Here is a 15,486-nt window from a genome sequence, read left to right as displayed (position 1 = left end):
CCGACCATCAGCCAGCGGACGGACCGCGCATGTGGGCAGGCATCGAGGAGCTGTCTGACGATCCGCGGTTTCAGGCCTTCATTGACGCGGAATATCCTGTTGTCCACGAATTCTCCAAGACAGCGCGCCGCGATTTTCTGAAGCTGATGGGCGCGTCCTTTGCGCTGGCGGGGCTGACGGGCTGTGAGAAAAGCTCGTTCATCACCGCGTTGCCCTATGTCGACCAGCCGCCGAGCGAGACGATAGGATTGCCGCGCTATTATGCGACCGCGGTGCTGCTCGACGGCTACGCCCAACCGGTGATCGCTACGGCGCATGCGGGTCGACCGACCAAGCTCGATGGCAATCCGGGCCATCCGGTCACGCAAGGCCGCAGCGACATCTTCATGCAGAGCGCGGTGCTGCAGCTCTATGATCCCGATCGTGCAGCCGCGCCGAGCCGCCACGGCGAGGCCGTGAGCTGGGCCGATGTGGAATCGGCAATCGGTACCATGCGCGAGAACTGGCGCGCCGATCAGGGCGAGGGCGTGCGGCTGCTGCTCGGGCCGACGACGTCGCCGACATTGTTGCGGCAGATCGACGCCTTTCGGAAGCAGTTTGCTAAAGCGCGCGTTCATGTCCATGCCGCCGCGGGACATGGCGCGAGGCGGCAGATCACTACCGCGGTCTACGGCCAGCCCGTCGATCTTCATTATGTGCTCGCGGACTGCGACGTCGTGGTCGGCCTCGACGATGATTTTCTAGGACCTGGCCCCGATCAGGTGCGCAACGCATTGGGTTGGGCGCAAGCGCGTCGGCGGTCGCATGATCGGCCCGGCAACCGGCTGTTGATGGCCGAGAGCGTGCCGACGGCAACGGGCGCCCTGGCGGCGCACCGGCTGATTGCCGATGCGAGGCGGATGCCCGTGCTCGCGGAGGCACTGGCAAACGCGCTTGGTGTCGCCGACGCATCGAAGCCTGATGTGACGGACGCTGAAGCAGCTTGGATTGCGCACGTGGTTGCGGCTTGCAAGGATCGGGCAGGACGCTCGCTGTTCGTCTCGGGACTGAGCGGCGGCGCCGCCGCGGCGATCTGGATTGCGCGGATCAACCAGCAGTTCGGCAATGCCGGCCAAACGCTGAAGCTGACGGTCCCGATCTCTGGGCCGGCTGATGCAGCCGCGCTGGCCGATCTGGTGTCAGATATCAACGCGGAGTGCGTCACCTCGCTGCTCGTGATCGATTGTAATCCCGTCTACAGCGCAGCCGCTGAGCTCAATGTCGGCGACGCCATCAAGCGTGTTCACGCCTCAATTCATCTCGGCCTGCACCGCGACGAGACCGGCGCGCTCTGCGAATGGCAGCTTCCCCTTGCGCATCCTCTGGAGAGCTGGAGCGATGCGCGCGCGGTCGACGGCACCGTGACCATCCTTCAGCCGGTGATCTCGCCGTTCTACGACGTCAGATCGGTGCATTATGTCCTCGCGAAGCTGCTGGGCGAGGTCGATCCGACACCCGATGCCGCAATCCGCGAGACCTGGCAGGCGAGCTTCGGCGACGCGTTCGACGCGCGATGGAAGCAGGCGCTGCATGATGGCTTCATCGCGGGGGCGGCGCCGTTCGTCACCGCGTCGCCTGTGAGCAATACGATGGCGCCGCCAAACTCGGCCGGCGGTCTCGACATCGTGTTCCAGCCGGACCCGACGGTCTGGGACGGCCAGTTTGCCAATATCGGCTGGCTTCAGGAGCTTCCGAAGACGCTGACGACCGTGACCTGGAGCAATGTGATCGCGGTCAGCCCGGCCCTGGCGAAGCGCTTCAGCGCCACCAACAGCGATCATGTCGAGGTGACGGTCGGTGAGCGTCACGTCAAGGGGCCGCTCTGGATCATGCCGGGCCAGGCCGACAACACGGTCGCGCTCTATCTCGGCTATGGCCGGACCCGGGCCGGGCAGGTGGGCGACAATCTCGGCTACGATGCCTATCAGCTGCGGCCTTCAGCCGAGCCGTGGCTAACGCAGGGAAGCTTGCGTAAGCTCGACACAAGTGAAGATCTGGCGGTGACGCAGCTGCATCATCGCCTCGACGGATTCGATCTCGCCCGCGAGTTCAGCCCGGGGCAGGTCGAGAAGGCAAAGCCTGAGCAGGCCAGTCTTTATGCCTCCTGGCCGTCGGCGAAGAACGCCTGGGGCATGGTGATCGATCTCGACAGCTGCATCGGCTGCAATGCCTGCGTGACCGCCTGCACGGCCGAGAACAACGTGCCGGTGGTCGGCGCGGATCAGGTCAGGGCCGGCCGCGAGATGCACTGGCTGCGGATCGCGCGCTACTACACCGGCGACATCACTGATCCACGCAGCTTCTTCGAGCCGGTGCCCTGCATGCATTGCGAGGACGCGCCGTGCGAGATGGGTTGCCCGGTGCATGCGACGACGCACAGCCCCGAAGGCATAAACCAGATGGTGTACAATCGCTGCATCGGGACGCGGACCTGCTCCAGCTATTGTCCCTATAAGGTGCGGCGTTTCAACTTTTACGACTATCGGGCGCCCGCGGATTCACCTGAGCACGCTGCCCATAACCCCGACGTGACGGTGCGCTCGCGCGGCGTCATGGAGAAGTGCACCTATTGCACCCAGCGAATCGAGGCGGCGCATGTCGCAGCAGACAAGGAGAACCGTCCGATACGCGATGGCGAGGTGGTGACGGCGTGTCAGCAGGTCTGTCCGACCAAGGCGATCGTGTTCGGCGACGTCAACGATCCGAACTCGGAGGTGTCGCGTCTAAAGCGCGACGGCCGCCACTACGTCCTGCTCGAGGAGCTGGGGACGCGGCCGCGCACAACCTATCTGGCGCGCTGGCGCGAGGATGATGGGGAATCGAGGCAGGGATGAGCGAGCAATCGGACGTCCTGCCGACGCGCCAGAGCATGGGCGGCATCGCGGACCAGCTCACCGGCATCCCCCTGCATTTTCCGGCGGACCGGCGCTGGGTGATCGCGATGTCGGTTGCGAGCGCGCTGCTGCTCCTGCTGATGGTCTCGGTGGCCGAGCTGTTTACCCGCGGCGTCGGCATCTGGGGCATCAACATCCCCGTCAACTGGGCGTTCGCGATCCACAATTACGTCTGGTGGCTCGGCATCGGTCATGCCGGCACGCTGATCTCGGCGTTGCTGCTGCTCACCGGCAGCGAGTGGCGCAACTCGCTCAATCGCTTCGCCGAGACCATGACGCTGTTCGCCGTGGTGTGCGCCGGCATCTATCCGCTCCTGCATCTCGGCCGGCCCTGGTACGTCTACTGGATGTTTCCCTATCCCGCGACGATGGGCGTGTGGCCGCAGTTCCGCAGCCCCTTGGAATGGGACATCTGGGCCGTGCTGACCTACCTGACGATCTCGCTGGCCTTCTGGTACACCGGCCTGATCCCTGATCTCGCCGCGGCACGCGATCGCGCGACGCGGCGCGGCTGGCAGATCTTCTTCGGCATCACGGCGCTCGGATGGCGCGGCTCGGCCAGGCACTGGCAGCGCTGGCAGCAGGCGTATCGGCTGACCGCGGGGCTTGCGGTGCCGCTGGTCGTCTCCGTTCACAGCGAGGTGTCGCTGCTGTTCGCCGCCGGGCAGATCCCGGGCTGGCACTCGACGATCTTCCCGCCTTACTTCGTGCTGGGCGCCGCGTTCTCGGGCTTCGCGGTCGTCTCCGTCATCGCAGTGTCGCTGCGCTCGTGGTTCGAGCTCAAAAATCTCGTCACTGACGATCATCTCGACCTGCTCGGGAAGGTCCTGCTCGCGACCGGCTTGATGACCGGTTATGGCTATGTCTTCGAGGTGTTCGACGCGGTCTATTCCGGCGAGGCGCATGAGCTTCAAACGCTGGCGGATCGGTTCACTGGTGCCTACGCCTGGACCTATTGGGGCGCGGTTATCTTCAACTTCATCCCGCTGCAGGCGCTGTGGTGGCGCGCGGTGCGGCGAAGCGGATGGATGCTGCTGCTGATCTCGGTATCCGTGGTCATCGGAATGTGGCTCGAGCGCTACATGATCCTGGTCACCAGCCTCTATCGCGATTTCCTGGTGTCATCGTGGAGCCACTTCACGCCGACCTTCTGGGACTGGTCTACCTATTTCGGCACGATCGGTCTGTTCCTGGTGCCGTTCCTCATCGCCATCAGGCTCGTCCCCATGATCTCGATCTTCGAGAGCAAGGAGCTGCTCCACGAGGAGAAAGAGGAGCAGCAGCATGGCTGATCGGCTCTACTGCGCGCTGGCTGAATTCAAGAGCCCGGAAGACCTGCTCGCCGCGACGCGCAAGGCGCGGGAGGCCGGCTATCGCGATCTCGACGCGTTCACGCCGTTTCCGGTCGAGGGCCTCGATCGTATTCTGCGGTTTCCGCGGCCCACCATCTCCTTCGTCGGCCTCGGAGGAGCGATTGCCGGCGCGAGCACCGCGCTCGCTATGCAGTTCTTCACGAATTCCGACTACCCGCTCAATGTCGGTGGACGGCCCATCTACCCGATCTCGGCCTTCGCGGTCGTGACCTTCGAGCTCACCATCCTGTTCTGCGCGCTCGCCATGCTGTTCGCCATGCTGTGGCAGAACGGGCTGCCCCGGCTCAGCTATCCCGTATTCAACGGGGAACGGTTTCACCGCGTCAGCAAGGACCGGTTCTTCCTGTGCGTCGGTGCTGACGATGCCAGGTTCGATGCGAGTGAGACACTCGCGTTCCTCAGCAGGATCGGCGCGTTGTCGGTGGAACTGGTGCCGGAATGAACAGGTGGCTAACCATCGTCGCGCTGGCGGGCCTGCTTGCCGCCTGTGATCAGAATATGGACGAGCAGCCACGCTACAGCGAATATTCGCGCGTGCCGTTGTTCCGCGGCACCGTGCTGCGGCAGCCACCAGCGAACACGGTTGCCCGGGACGATCTGGAGCGGGAGAGGGCGGCGAGTACCAAACCCGCATTATCGGCCGAACTGCTGGCACGAGGGCGCGAACGTTTCGGCATTTTCTGTTCGCCGTGCCACGGCGCCGGCGGTGACGGAACTGGCATCGTCGTTCGGCGGGGCATGCCGCGCCCGGCGAGCTATCACGACGACCGGCTGCGCGCCGCGGACGACCAATATTTCTTCGACGTCATCACCAACGGCCATGGTGCGATGTATTCCTATGCGGCCCGCGTGCCGCCCAGGGATCGCTGGGCGATCGTCGCCTATATCCGCGCGCTTCAGCTCAGCCGCCAGGCCTCGCTCGACGATGTCCCGGCAAATGAGCGTGCGCGGCTGGAGAGCCGGCCATGACAACGCCGGGCGGCGCAAGGAGCGTGTTGGCGGTGGTGTCAGGCTTGGTCCTGATGACCGGATTTGTCGTCGACGCCCGCTCGACCATCGCCGCTTATCTTGTCGCCTGGACCGCCCTCGGCGCCATTCCGATCGGGGCGCTGATCGTCTACATGATTAGCTATCTGGTGCGCCGCCGCTGGACCGAGACGCTGCATCCGATCTTCGTAGCGACATCAGGCATTCTGCCCGTCGTCGCGCTGACCTTCATTCCGATCCTGCTCTTCATGAAGGAAATCTATCCGGCCATAGCGGATGGATCCACATTGCCACCGTTCAAGGCGCACTGGTTTGCGCCGTGGTTCTTCATGCTGCGGGCGGTGCTCTATTTCCTGATCTGGATCGTGCTCACCGAATGGCTCCGGCGCGCCTGGCGCAATGACGAAGCGATGGTGCGCGCGGCCTCGGTCGGAGCGATCGTGTGGACGCTGACCGTGTCATTCGCCGGGATTGACTGGCTGGAGCAGCTCGAGCCGGAATTTCACTCGTCGATCTACGGTCTCATCTTCCTTAGCTTCCTGCTGGTGAATGGAACGGCGTTCGTGATTGCCGCGGGCCTCTTGTCGACACGCAGAATCGGTCCGAGCCGAGGCTATAGCGGCCTCTTGCTCTCGGTGCTACTGCTGTGGTGCTACCTCCACGCCATGCAGTACATCGTGATCTGGTCGGGCAACATCCCCAAAGAGGTCACCTGGTATCTGGTGCGATCGGAGAGCGGCTGGCAGTTCGTCCTGACGGCGCTTTCGTTCGGGCAATTCGTCTTCCCCTTCTGCGCGATGCTCAGTAGCCGGGTGCGATCAGACCCACATTGGCTGGGGGCGCTGTGCGGGTTGACGCTGACGATGCGCTGGCTGGAAGCCGCCATCCTCATCCTGCCGGCCATTCATGGACTGTCAGCGATGGTCACCGGCGCCATGTTGATTGCGGCCGGGCTGTTCCTCAGTGCTGTGCTCTGGCTGGCGTTCGACGCGGTCTTCATGCGATCGGAAGAACGGGAGCCTTTGGGCGCTATCTGGTGGCGTGCTCGCGCCGAAGCAGCAGCTCGATCAGCAGAACAAGGACGATGATGCTGAGGGAGCACGTTGCGACCAGCAGCCGCCGCGCGGCAAGCGTATAGGTCCCGCTGGCGGGGTCGAAGCCGTAGCAGAGCAGATGGATCTGATCGCTCCAGCCGCCGACATGACCGTGGCCCGCCTCCGCCAGCGCAAGGCGCAGACTGGTGGCATCGACCGCGAGCGCCGAGACCGCGCGGGAAATCCGCCCGTCTGCCGTCACCACGAAGGCGGCCGCGGGATGAGCAAACTGGTCATGCTCGCGATCGTAGATCGGCCGAACGCCGAACGCGTCGGTCAAGGCGCCGATATCGGGCGCCGTCGCCCGGAGAAACACGCTGTGCTCGCCGAGCCCGTTCCTTGGACTGAGCTGCGCATTCTTCATGGCCAGCGCCTGGGCGGCGGTATCCTTGGCGTCGAAGCCGACGACAATGAGCCGAAAATCCTTGCCCGCATGGAGGTCCGTATCGGACAGCGCGTTTGACACGATCGAAATTGCCGGCCCGCACAGCGTTTCGCAGGTGTAGTCGGCCAGGATCCAGACCGTCGGGACGCCGCCGAGCCAGGTCTGCAGCGGCGCGGAGCGATTGTCCAGGTCGCTCAGCGGCGTTTGCAAGGGCAATTGCGCATTGGCGCGAGGTGCGAGAACGGCCTGTTCGAGCTGCGAGCTAGAAAGGGCTGCTTGCGCCGGGAGCGGCATCGCGATCCACGCCGTGAGCGCCACAAGCCATCCCGCAATAAGTGTGCCTGGCAGGCCCGCGGTCTTGTCGATCCAGTATGGGAACAGCAAAGGTGCCTCATTTCAGGCGATCGTTGGAACGAACCTGCGCGCTTGGCAATAGTTCCAAGAGAGAGCGAGAGACAGCGGCGCCACGTGACGGATCATTGCGGTTTCGGGTCCGTTGTCTGTCCGGACAGGGATCGGCAGCGCGTGATGGACGACAAGGTTTACAAGCTGGAGCAGGGCACGGGGCGATCGGCTTCTGGATTTGTCAGGGTGCGCGGTGCGCGCGAGCACAATCTTAAGAACTTTGACGTGGACATTCCGCGCGACGCCCTTGTGGTTTTCACCGGCGTCTCCGGCTCGGGAAAATCGTCGCTGGCTTTCGGGACGCTGTATGCGGAGGCGCAGCGGCGCTATCTGGAATCCGTGTCGCCCTACGCTCGGCGGTTGTTTCACCAGATGGCCGTGCCCGAAGTCGACGAAGTCGAGGGGCTGCCGCCGGCTGTCGCGCTCCAGCAGCAGCGGGGATCGCCGACGACGCGATCCAGCGTCGGCAGCGTCACGACGCTGTCGAACCTGCTTCGGATGCTCTATTCGCGCGCCGGCGACTATCCGAAGTCGCAGCCGCTGCTTTATGCCGAATCCTTCTCGCCAAATTCTGCAGAAGGGGCTTGTCCAAAGTGCCACGGCCTGGGGCGGGTCTACGACGTGACCGAACGCTCCATGGTGCCCGACGATACGCTCACCATTCGCGAGCGCGCCGTCGCGGCGTGGCCGACAGCATGGCATGGCCAGAACTTGCGCGATATCCTCACGACCCTTGGCTACGACATCGATACACCTTGGCGCGAACTTCCCAAGAAGGCGCAAAACTGGATTCTGTTTACGGACGAGCAGCCCAGGGTTCCGGTCTATGCGGGCTATGACCTCAAGGAGGTCCGGCGAGCGCTGCGGCGGAAGGAGGAGCCGAGCTATCAGGGAACCTTCACCGGCGCCCGGCGCTACGTCATGGAGACGTTTGCCAACACGACCAGCGCGATGATGAAGAAGCGCGTCTCGCAATTCATGCTGAGCACCGAATGCTCGGTCTGCCAGGGCAAGCGGCTGAAACCTGAGGCGCTGTCCGTCAAGTTCGCCGGCATCGATATTGCCGACATGGCGCGCGTCCCATTGAAGCAATTGGCAGCGCTGATGCGGCCCTATCGCGACGGCATAGTCGGCCGGCAGGACGCTCACCCGGAGAAGGCGATCGTCGTGCAACGGATCGCGCAGGATCTGAGCGCGCGGCTTGGCGTGCTGCTCGACCTTGGTCTCGGCTATCTCACGCTAGAGCGCAGCACGCCGACCTTGTCTCCAGGCGAGCTTCAGCGCCTGCGTCTGGCGACGCAAGTGCGTTCCAATCTGTTCGGCGTGGTCTACGTGCTCGACGAGCCGTCCGCCGGGCTTCATCCCTCCGACACCGAGGCGCTGCTCCGCGCGCTCGATAGGCTGAAGGCGGCCGGCAACTCGCTCTTCGTCGTCGAGCACGAGCTGGACATCGTACGCCACGCCGATTGGATCGTCGACGTCGGCCCGGACGCCGGCAGGCATGGAGGCGAGATCCTTTACAGCGGCTCTATCGATGGACTGAGGTCCGTCGAGAGATCGCGCACCGCAAAATACCTGTTCGGCCGCGCTGTTCCGCCACAGCAAGGGCAGCGCTCGCCGCAGGGATGGCTCAGGCTGAGCGATATCACGCGCAACAATCTCAGGGGAATCGATGTCGCCTTCCCGCTGGGTGTGCTGACGACAGTCACCGGCGTGTCCGGCTCAGGCAAGTCGAGCCTCGTGAGCCAGTTCCTCGTCGAGGCGCTCAACGCGCATCTTGGGCAGTCTCATGCATCTGACGACGACGGCGAAGACCTGCTTGAGCGCCCGCCGGCCGAGACTTCGAGTGGCAAGATCACCCACGGGCTCGATCGCCTGAAACGGCTTGTCATCGTGGACCAGAAGCCGATCGGACGCACACCGCGCTCCAATCTCGCCACCTACACCGGTCTCTTCGACGACGTGCGAAAGCTGTTCGCGCAAACGAAGCAAGCGCGTCGGCGCCACTTCGATGCCGGGCGCTTCTCGTTCAACCTGCCGAAGGGACGCTGCCCAAATTGCCAGGGAGAAGGCTTCGTCTGCGTCGAACTCTTGTTCTTGCCGAGCGTCTATGCGCCGTGTCCCGAGTGCCAGGGCGCGCGCTACAATCGCGAGACGCTCCAGATCAAGCTCAATGGCAAGTCGATCGCTGACGTTCTCGGAATGACCGTCGACGAAGCCCACGCGTTTTTCGCCGATGATGTCCACATTGCAAGGTCACTCGATGTGATCCGGCAGGTCGGGCTCGGATATATCCGCCTTGGTCAGCCGGCAACGGAGCTGTCCGGCGGCGAGGCGCAGCGGGTGAAGCTCGCCACCGAGCTCCAGCGTACCCAGCGCGCAGGCAGCATCTACGTGCTCGACGAGCCGACGACGGGCCTGCACCCGTCCGACGTCGAGAAGCTGGTCGTTCAGCTCAACGGACTGGTGGAGGCGGGCAGCACCGTTGTTGTCGTGGAGCACGACATGAGCGTCGTGGCCGCAAGTGATTGGGTGATCGACATCGGGCCAGGTGCCGGCGAGGAGGGAGGGCAGGTGGTTGCAGCGGGACCGCCGGCTGAGATCGCGCGGCACAAATCGAGCCGCACCGCGGCCTATTTGGCGCGGGTGCTCCAACAGCATCGAGCGGGCAGATGAGCAACAAGTCCGACGTCGGCGAAATCAGGAACGCCGTTCACCTCTGCACCGACATGCAGAACATCTTTGCGCCCGGCGGGCTCTGGGAAACGCCCTGGATGGAGCGGGTGTTGCCGACGATCGTCTCGATCGTGTCGCGTTATCATTCCCGGACGATCTTTACGCGCTTCATTACGCCACAGGCGCCGGAAGATCGCCCAGGGCAGTGGCAGAACTATTTTCGGCGCTGGCACCAGGCCACCCGCAACCATCTTCCGCCATCGGCCCTTGAGCTGGTGCCGGAGCTTGCGCGCTACGTCCCACCGGTTCGCATCGTCGACAAGCCGGCCTATTCGGCGTTCAGCAATCCGGCTCTGGCAAGTCTCCTGATCGAGCGGGGAATTGGCACGGTGGTCATTACCGGCGCCGAAACCGACGTTTGCGTGCTCTCGACGGTACTGGGCGCGGCCGATCTCGGCTTCAGGGTAGTCATCGTCGAGGACGCGCTGTGCAGCTCGTCCGACGTCGGGCACGACGCGCTGATGACGATGTACCGCACGCCCTTCCACGGCTAGGTCGATCTGGTGACCGCCGAGGAGCTGAGGGACGTTTGGCGCGAGTGACTACACGGCCGGCTGCTTGTCTCGGCGAAGCTTCTCGACCAGCCGAGCCTGGCACGGCGAAGTCATAGCGAAGTTGGATTGTCGGATGCCGGGCTGCACCGCCGGGAACAGGTCAGATGTCAGCGCGTACCGATGCGTTGGTGTCGTGGGCAGAAACCGGAAAAATGCGCCACGTCCATCGTCCCCGTGATGTCCGGTTGTCACCCGGCGATGCCGGAATCAACGCCAATTGGCCGGTTTGGTTCATTCCGGGCCACAAGACGTTGGGTTGCCCGTCGGGCAAAACACGCCAGCCGTGGGGCAACCCCGTCGGGAAAATATTCCACTTTACCGAAATTCGGAAATGGCGTATGTGTCGTCGCAACCCGGCCCGTGGAAGAGGGGCGTATCGCGATCGTCACGACGCGGGCCGGACGGCGGTGGGGGTGGGCCACGTCGGCGCGATGAGGTTTTGCAGGGCGGGCAACCGTGAGCGAGACCATCGCGCATACGACCGGTGTGGTCCGCCTACGGCAAAATCGTGTGGTCCTGGCGCCCGGAGCCTGCGCGCCAAGCCTCGTGGTGATGTGCGATGTCCAACCGGGCGTGCGCATCAGTCACCTACGAGACGACGGGGGCAATAGCGCATCGCTCCCCGGGGAGCGCGTCATAAGCCGTTCCAATCTTTGATGAATTCAATCTTTACAGTCGCCGACGGCGCGCTCAAGGAGGTGTTCAAAGTTTGTATAAGATCGTTGGTCTGCACAACCTAAAGTTGGAGAGTTTCGCGGCGGGAGAACGCCAGCAACTGGTGGTTCAATTTTGATCCGCGAGCTACGGCTTGCCGAGCGGTTTCGATAAATGAACGAGTTTCGCGTCGGGCAAACGACGAAGCAGCATATCGAGGCTGCCGCCAACGATCATCGGGAGATTGTTAAAGTCGTGTGCGACCCCGCCGGTCAGCTGTCCGACCGCCTCCATTTTCTGAGCTTGTCGCAACTACTCGTCAACTTCGCGTCTTCGCCTGATGTCTGCGGTCACGCCGGTGATCCGGACAGCCGGAACGTCCGAGCTCAGAGCGGCCCGAAGCCCGGTCTGCAGCAGATCCGGCTGCCCTCCAGGCCTCCGATCCGCTCTCCCGTCGTTCATGCGCCGGAGCGCGGGCGGTCGTCAGAAATGCCTAAGTTTATTGCTCGCGGCAATCTGCGGCTCCAAAATTCGGCCCCGGCGTGCCGGGGGGGCCGCGCCGGAGCCGTTCGGGGAAGTTGCTTGTGTCGCAAAGCACCACCTTAACCGCGATAGGTGCCATTCGTTCCTTGGATTGCATATTTTTCCCAAGGTCTTTGGAACGAGAGCCAGATCGCCGGGTTTGGCATCCGGGTAATGTCCTTCATAACTGCAGGAGAGAACGACATGAGATTAGCGAGCAAAGCCGCCGCCGCTGCCATTCTCGTAGCTGGATTTCTGGCTGCGTCCGCGATGAGCGCGTCTGCGGCCATCGTGTGCTCTGGAAATGTATGCTGGCACACCCACGAGCGCTACGAATATCCGGCGGAATCGAAGATTATCGTCCATGAAGATAGCTGGAAGTGGGGACCGCAAGAGCACTACACGTTCCGGGAGCACGAGGGACGCGGCTACTGGCGGGATGACAGATGGGTTACTTGGTAAGCCCATCTTCCGATCCGATGAGGCCGCCGACAGGCGGCCTTCTTTTTAAACGGGTCAGGTTAGGAACCATTGCCACGTTTTCCCATTGCACTTGCGCAATCCGGCGCGATCTCGGTGGACGCTTCATGCTCTTAGTTCGATATTTTGTGTTCACGGGCGGGCTGGTGTTGGGACTGCTTTTTTTGTGCAATTGGTACTTTCCGACACCGGCGCCCGTCGTTGCGCAAAACGATATCGATCGCTCGATCATTCGGATCCACTCGCGCCACAGATGGCCGGAGGCGATACGGATCGACACGAACACGCCGTTTGTATCCACGAAGCCATTGGCCGGGGACACCGCCGCAGCGGATACTGCGTCTGCCTCCGACAGCCTTGCCACCGCAAGACAAGCCGCGCCGGTCAGCCATGCCGACGCACGTCTGTCGGCTTCCTCGCACCGAGCGCCCGAACGGATGCAGCGAGTTGCAAAACCGCGACCCGCATCCCGCAACAGTGCGCAACGTTTTGCAAGCTATCGGGTTGCGGAGCCGCCCGGTGGGCTGCCGAGCTGGTGAGGCACCGGAGCCATTAGCGAGGGATTGCCGGCAGGCCGCATTCGTCGGTTCCATTGCCCCAACGAATGCGATCGCCTCGAGGCAATACGGACCTGGCCGCGTCACCGCACGCGGCCAGTTCCATTCTACGACTTCATCCCAGCTCTAGTTCAACCGCGATGCGGATGAGGTCGGAATGGTTCTTCGCCCCTAGCTTCTGCTTGAGAAGCGAGGTGACGTTGGCTACCGTCTTGTAAGAGATGCCGAGAGCCGATGCGACTTCGACGATTTTGTCTCCACGCCCGAGCAGTCTCAGAATCTCCAATTCGCGGGAATTCATTTGGGTCGCGGGACTGGCCTTGATCGCGGCTCCCGCGAAGGCGACGGCCTCCGCGAGGTGCGGTGAAATGAATCTTTCGCCGGCTGCAACCTTGCGCACGGCCTTCACGAACAGGCGGGGATCATCTGCCTTCGAGATGTAGCCTTGGGCGCCCATCTGCACCGCGCGCACCACGAAGGCGGGATCGTCATTCATGCTGAACATGATAATCCGCGCGTCTGGATCGTCTTTTCGGATCCGCCGCAACAACTCGAATCCGGATAGGTCCGGAAGTTTGATGTCGACAACAGTCACGTCGGGCCGTTTCTGAATAAAGGCGCGATGACCGGCCTTGGCATCTGCGGCCTCCTCGACTTGGACCGACTTGTCGGACGCAAACAGGGAGCGACAGCCCGACACTACCACAGGGTGGTCGTCAACGATCAATATCCGCATGCCTGATTTCGGGGTATCGTGCATATCGCCCTCGGTTATACAAATACATAGAGATCGAGAAGGAATTTGAAAGAGCAGATCGAGGAACGGGGCTGAATTGCCCAAGACATGGAACAAACTCTCGCTTCGCCAGCGGCTGCTGCTGCCGATGGCAGCAATGATCCTTGGCGCTTTGCTGCTAGGAGGCCTTGCGCTGCAGATCGTGTCACCCGATCAGTTCGAGTATGAAAACGCACAAGGTGCACGTTCCGCGCAATTCGTCGCTGACGCTCTGAACGCCGCCCTCGCTACGGCACGCAATCCGGAGCCGACCCTCGAAGCGTTCGCCGGTGCGCTCAAAACCGCCGGGTCAATCGAATTTGTACGAACTGGACCCAACGTGCCCCCGCCGGTAACGCGCTTGTACGACGGTTATGTTCCGGCGTGGTTTACCGCTCTCCTGGATGTTCCTCAGTTCGGCTCGACCTATCCAATCAAGATCGGTGCTGATCACGTGGGCGATATTGTCTTCAACCCCGACTTGTCGCCGGACATTCTCGAAAAGTGGGAAGGCTTCCTGGCTATCGTTTCATCGGGCGCGCTGCTTACGCTGCTAGCCGCGGCCAGCGCCTACTTTACGACCGGGACGGCGCTTCGTCCGCTGACGCGGCTAGGCGCTGGTCTGACCCGAATGCGCAACGGCGACTACGACACTGTTATCCCGATCACCGGTCCTCCTGAAATCTGTCAGAGCTGTGAGGAGGCCAACCAGCTCGCGGCGACACTGAAGCGTCTCAGCCATGACAACCGCGAGCTCTTGCGCCGGATCGTCGCGGTGCAGGATGACGAGCGCCGCGAACTGGCCAGGGAATTGCACGACGAGATGGGACCGCTGCTGTTCGCGATCCGCGCCAACGCCACCGCGCTGTCCGAAGCTGAGGCTCCGGGCCCTCCCCATCCAGGCTCGGCTGCGCATGGCATTCTGAACGCAGCGGCGGCCTTGCAGCAGGCCAACCGGCGTGTGCTGGAGGGACTAAGCCCGCTTTATGTTGCGGAGCTTGGATTGTTCGAGAGCATTCATGCGCTGCTTCGAAGAGCGCAGTCGCAAGCACGCAAGATCCACCTGACCGCTCGAATTGATCCTGGTGTGGATGACCTCGACGGCCTGCTATCGCAAACCGTCTACCGTGTCATCCAAGAGGCCGTCACTAACGTCCTTCGGCATGCCCAGGCAACGACGGTGGACGTTGCCGTGGCGATCGAGGGCAGCCAGATCCACATGGAAATTTCGGATGACGGCATTGGCTTGTCGGACGATCAGGCGTTCGGCAGGGGCCTGACCGGAATGCACGAACGTGTACGCGCGCTCAATGGAAGTTTGATGCTATTGTGCGAGCAGGGCCGCACCGTCGTCCGCTGCTGGCTGCCAATCGAACCTCAAGCCGGGCTGGACGCATCGTCATGATGATAACGCGCAGCCCATGTGCGCTATCTTGCCTTCCTTGTCGAAAGCAAACAGGACCCGAGCCGGTCTGCTCTCAAAGTCCAGATAGTCGAGCATCACGCCGTCGTCGCGCGGCGTGATCTCTTCGAGCCCGAATGCGCCCGATGACGTATTCGCCAACTTCGGCGCCCAATAGGCCGCAAGTGCGGATCGCCCGCTGACCTGGACACCGTCGCATGCGCAGTCAAGTGCGGCATTCTCGGCACAAAGGTCAAGCATGGCCTCGAGATCACGGCTCTTGCAGCAATCCAGCCAATCCACCACTACCGCCATTTCGTCAAAACGATAAGCCAATTTAACCTCGCCAACATCGTGCAACCATGCCCGATGCCAGCTAGACCGGGCCTGCTGAATGCACCGTGAATGCCGCGTTGGCAATTCTTCACCCTGCCTTTCCGCGCGGGGGCGCGAGGAGCTGTAAGAACGCTAGGTCAAGCTTGCCGGCGGTGTCGGATGGTCCGCGGCCGCGGTGCGACGAAGGCTGCGGTTCAGGAACGTCGTCGCTTACCGCGCCTAGCCGTTCATGGACGTTTATCGGAATAGCGAAGCACTTCCGATCGCTGGAGGAAGCCAGACAGGTGCAAGGG

Annotated in this window: 13 protein-coding genes; 8 read left to right on the top strand and 5 right to left on the bottom strand. The window is 62.8% G+C overall.

All coding sequences use genetic code 11. From position 1 onward, the window contains the following. Positions 1 to 29: 29 nt before the first annotated feature. The 5 genes from IC762_RS29910 to IC762_RS29890 are packed head-to-tail and all read left to right on the top strand — an operon-like array spanning position 30 to position 6,381. A complete protein-coding gene (locus IC762_RS29910; RefSeq protein ID WP_246801311.1) occupies positions 30 to 2,873 on the top strand; it encodes a TAT-variant-translocated molybdopterin oxidoreductase in 2,844 nt (947 codons plus the stop codon). Beyond that, on the top strand, positions 2,870 to 4,225 hold the full coding sequence (gene nrfD, locus IC762_RS29905) for an NrfD/PsrC family molybdoenzyme membrane anchor subunit (protein ID WP_195785726.1): 1,356 nt from the start codon (positions 2,870 to 2,872) through the stop codon (positions 4,223 to 4,225). Before IC762_RS29910 ends, nrfD begins: the two co-directional genes overlap by 4 nt. Further along, on the top strand, positions 4,218 to 4,748 hold the full coding sequence (locus IC762_RS29900) for a DUF3341 domain-containing protein (RefSeq protein WP_195785725.1): 531 nt from the start codon (positions 4,218 to 4,220) through the stop codon (positions 4,746 to 4,748). Before nrfD ends, IC762_RS29900 begins: the two co-directional genes overlap by 8 nt. Beyond that, a complete protein-coding gene (locus IC762_RS29895) occupies positions 4,745 to 5,275 on the top strand; it encodes a c-type cytochrome (RefSeq protein ID WP_195785724.1) in 531 nt (176 codons plus the stop codon). Before IC762_RS29900 ends, IC762_RS29895 begins: the two co-directional genes overlap by 4 nt. Next, positions 5,272 to 6,381 (top strand): hypothetical protein, encoded by a 1,110-nt coding sequence (locus IC762_RS29890; RefSeq protein WP_195785723.1) that lies wholly within the window; start codon positions 5,272 to 5,274, stop codon positions 6,379 to 6,381. Before IC762_RS29895 ends, IC762_RS29890 begins: the two co-directional genes overlap by 4 nt. On the opposite strand, the gene IC762_RS29885 is transcribed toward IC762_RS29890, so the two are convergent. Continuing rightward, positions 6,323 to 7,156, bottom strand: a complete 834-nt coding sequence (locus IC762_RS29885) for an SCO family protein (RefSeq protein ID WP_195785722.1) — start codon at positions 7,154 to 7,156, stop codon at positions 6,323 to 6,325. The two genes, IC762_RS29890 and IC762_RS29885, sit on opposite strands and share 59 nt — an antisense overlap. A gap of 144 nt (positions 7,157 to 7,300) precedes the next feature. Between IC762_RS29885 and uvrA the strand changes: the two genes are divergently transcribed. Both uvrA and IC762_RS29875 read left to right on the top strand, forming a co-directional pair. Further along, positions 7,301 to 9,853, top strand: a complete 2,553-nt coding sequence (gene uvrA / locus IC762_RS29880; protein ID WP_195785721.1) for an excinuclease ABC subunit UvrA — start codon at positions 7,301 to 7,303, stop codon at positions 9,851 to 9,853. Continuing rightward, positions 9,850 to 10,407 (top strand): cysteine hydrolase family protein, encoded by a 558-nt coding sequence (locus tag IC762_RS29875; RefSeq protein ID WP_195785720.1) that lies wholly within the window; start codon positions 9,850 to 9,852, stop codon positions 10,405 to 10,407. The genes uvrA and IC762_RS29875 overlap by 4 nt, the downstream gene beginning before the upstream one ends. An 861-nt stretch (positions 10,408 to 11,268) precedes the next feature. Here the strand turns inward: IC762_RS29875 and IC762_RS29870 are convergent. The 3 genes from IC762_RS29870 to IC762_RS29860 all read right to left on the bottom strand — a co-directional run bounded on the left by IC762_RS29870 (position 11,269) and on the right by IC762_RS29860 (position 13,440). Further along, positions 11,269 to 11,415 carry a hypothetical protein gene (locus IC762_RS29870; protein WP_195790441.1) on the bottom strand — a complete coding sequence of 49 codons (147 nt, stop codon included), beginning with the start codon at positions 11,413 to 11,415 and terminating at the stop codon, positions 11,269 to 11,271. A gap of 308 nt (positions 11,416 to 11,723) precedes the next feature. Then, entirely contained in the window at positions 11,724 to 11,933 is a 210-nt protein-coding gene (locus IC762_RS29865; RefSeq protein WP_195785719.1) for a hypothetical protein, read from the bottom strand. An 862-nt stretch (positions 11,934 to 12,795) separates the two neighbouring features. Continuing rightward, on the bottom strand, positions 12,796 to 13,440 hold the full coding sequence (locus tag IC762_RS29860; protein ID WP_246801310.1) for a response regulator transcription factor: 645 nt from the start codon (positions 13,438 to 13,440) through the stop codon (positions 12,796 to 12,798). A gap of 73 nt (positions 13,441 to 13,513) precedes the next feature. Between IC762_RS29860 and IC762_RS29855 the strand changes: the two genes are divergently transcribed. Next, entirely contained in the window at positions 13,514 to 14,860 is a 1,347-nt protein-coding gene (locus tag IC762_RS29855) for an ATP-binding protein (RefSeq protein WP_246801309.1), read from the top strand. Here IC762_RS29855 and IC762_RS29850 read toward each other — a convergent pair. Then, complete coding sequence (locus IC762_RS29850) at positions 14,855 to 15,193, bottom strand: nuclear transport factor 2 family protein (protein ID WP_246801308.1); 339 nt, start codon at positions 15,191 to 15,193, stop codon at positions 14,855 to 14,857. The two genes, IC762_RS29855 and IC762_RS29850, sit on opposite strands and share 6 nt — an antisense overlap. Positions 15,194 to 15,486: the final 293 nt, after the last annotated feature.

Origin of the sequence: Bradyrhizobium genosp. L (genome assembly GCF_015624485.1) — a bacterium.
In the GTDB taxonomy this organism is placed as follows: domain Bacteria; phylum Pseudomonadota; class Alphaproteobacteria; order Rhizobiales; family Xanthobacteraceae; genus Bradyrhizobium.
This window is presented reverse-complemented; position numbering and strand designations above follow the sequence as displayed.

Excerpts from the sequence above, each read along its gene's own strand:
- IC762_RS29890 (WP_195785723.1), top strand. The coding sequence starts at position 5,272 with ATGACAACGCCGGGCGGCGCAAGGAGCGTGTTGGCGGTGGTGTCAGGC.
- IC762_RS29860 (WP_246801310.1), bottom strand. The coding sequence starts at position 13,440 with ATGCACGATACCCCGAAATCAGGCATGCGGATATTGATCGTTGACGAC.
- IC762_RS29900 (WP_195785725.1), top strand. The coding sequence starts at position 4,218 with ATGGCTGATCGGCTCTACTGCGCGCTGGCTGAATTCAAGAGCCCGGAA.
- IC762_RS29910 (WP_246801311.1), top strand. The coding sequence starts at position 30 with ATGTGGGCAGGCATCGAGGAGCTGTCTGACGATCCGCGGTTTCAGGCC.
- IC762_RS29865 (WP_195785719.1), bottom strand. The coding sequence starts at position 11,933 with ATGGCCGCAGACGCGCTCATCGCGGACGCAGCCAGAAATCCAGCTACG.
- nrfD (WP_195785726.1), top strand. The coding sequence starts at position 2,870 with ATGAGCGAGCAATCGGACGTCCTGCCGACGCGCCAGAGCATGGGCGGC.
- IC762_RS29870 (WP_195790441.1), bottom strand. The coding sequence starts at position 11,415 with ATGGAGGCGGTCGGACAGCTGACCGGCGGGGTCGCACACGACTTTAAC.
- IC762_RS29895 (WP_195785724.1), top strand. The coding sequence starts at position 4,745 with ATGAACAGGTGGCTAACCATCGTCGCGCTGGCGGGCCTGCTTGCCGCC.
- IC762_RS29875 (WP_195785720.1), top strand. The coding sequence starts at position 9,850 with ATGAGCAACAAGTCCGACGTCGGCGAAATCAGGAACGCCGTTCACCTC.
- uvrA (WP_195785721.1), top strand. The coding sequence starts at position 7,301 with ATGGACGACAAGGTTTACAAGCTGGAGCAGGGCACGGGGCGATCGGCT.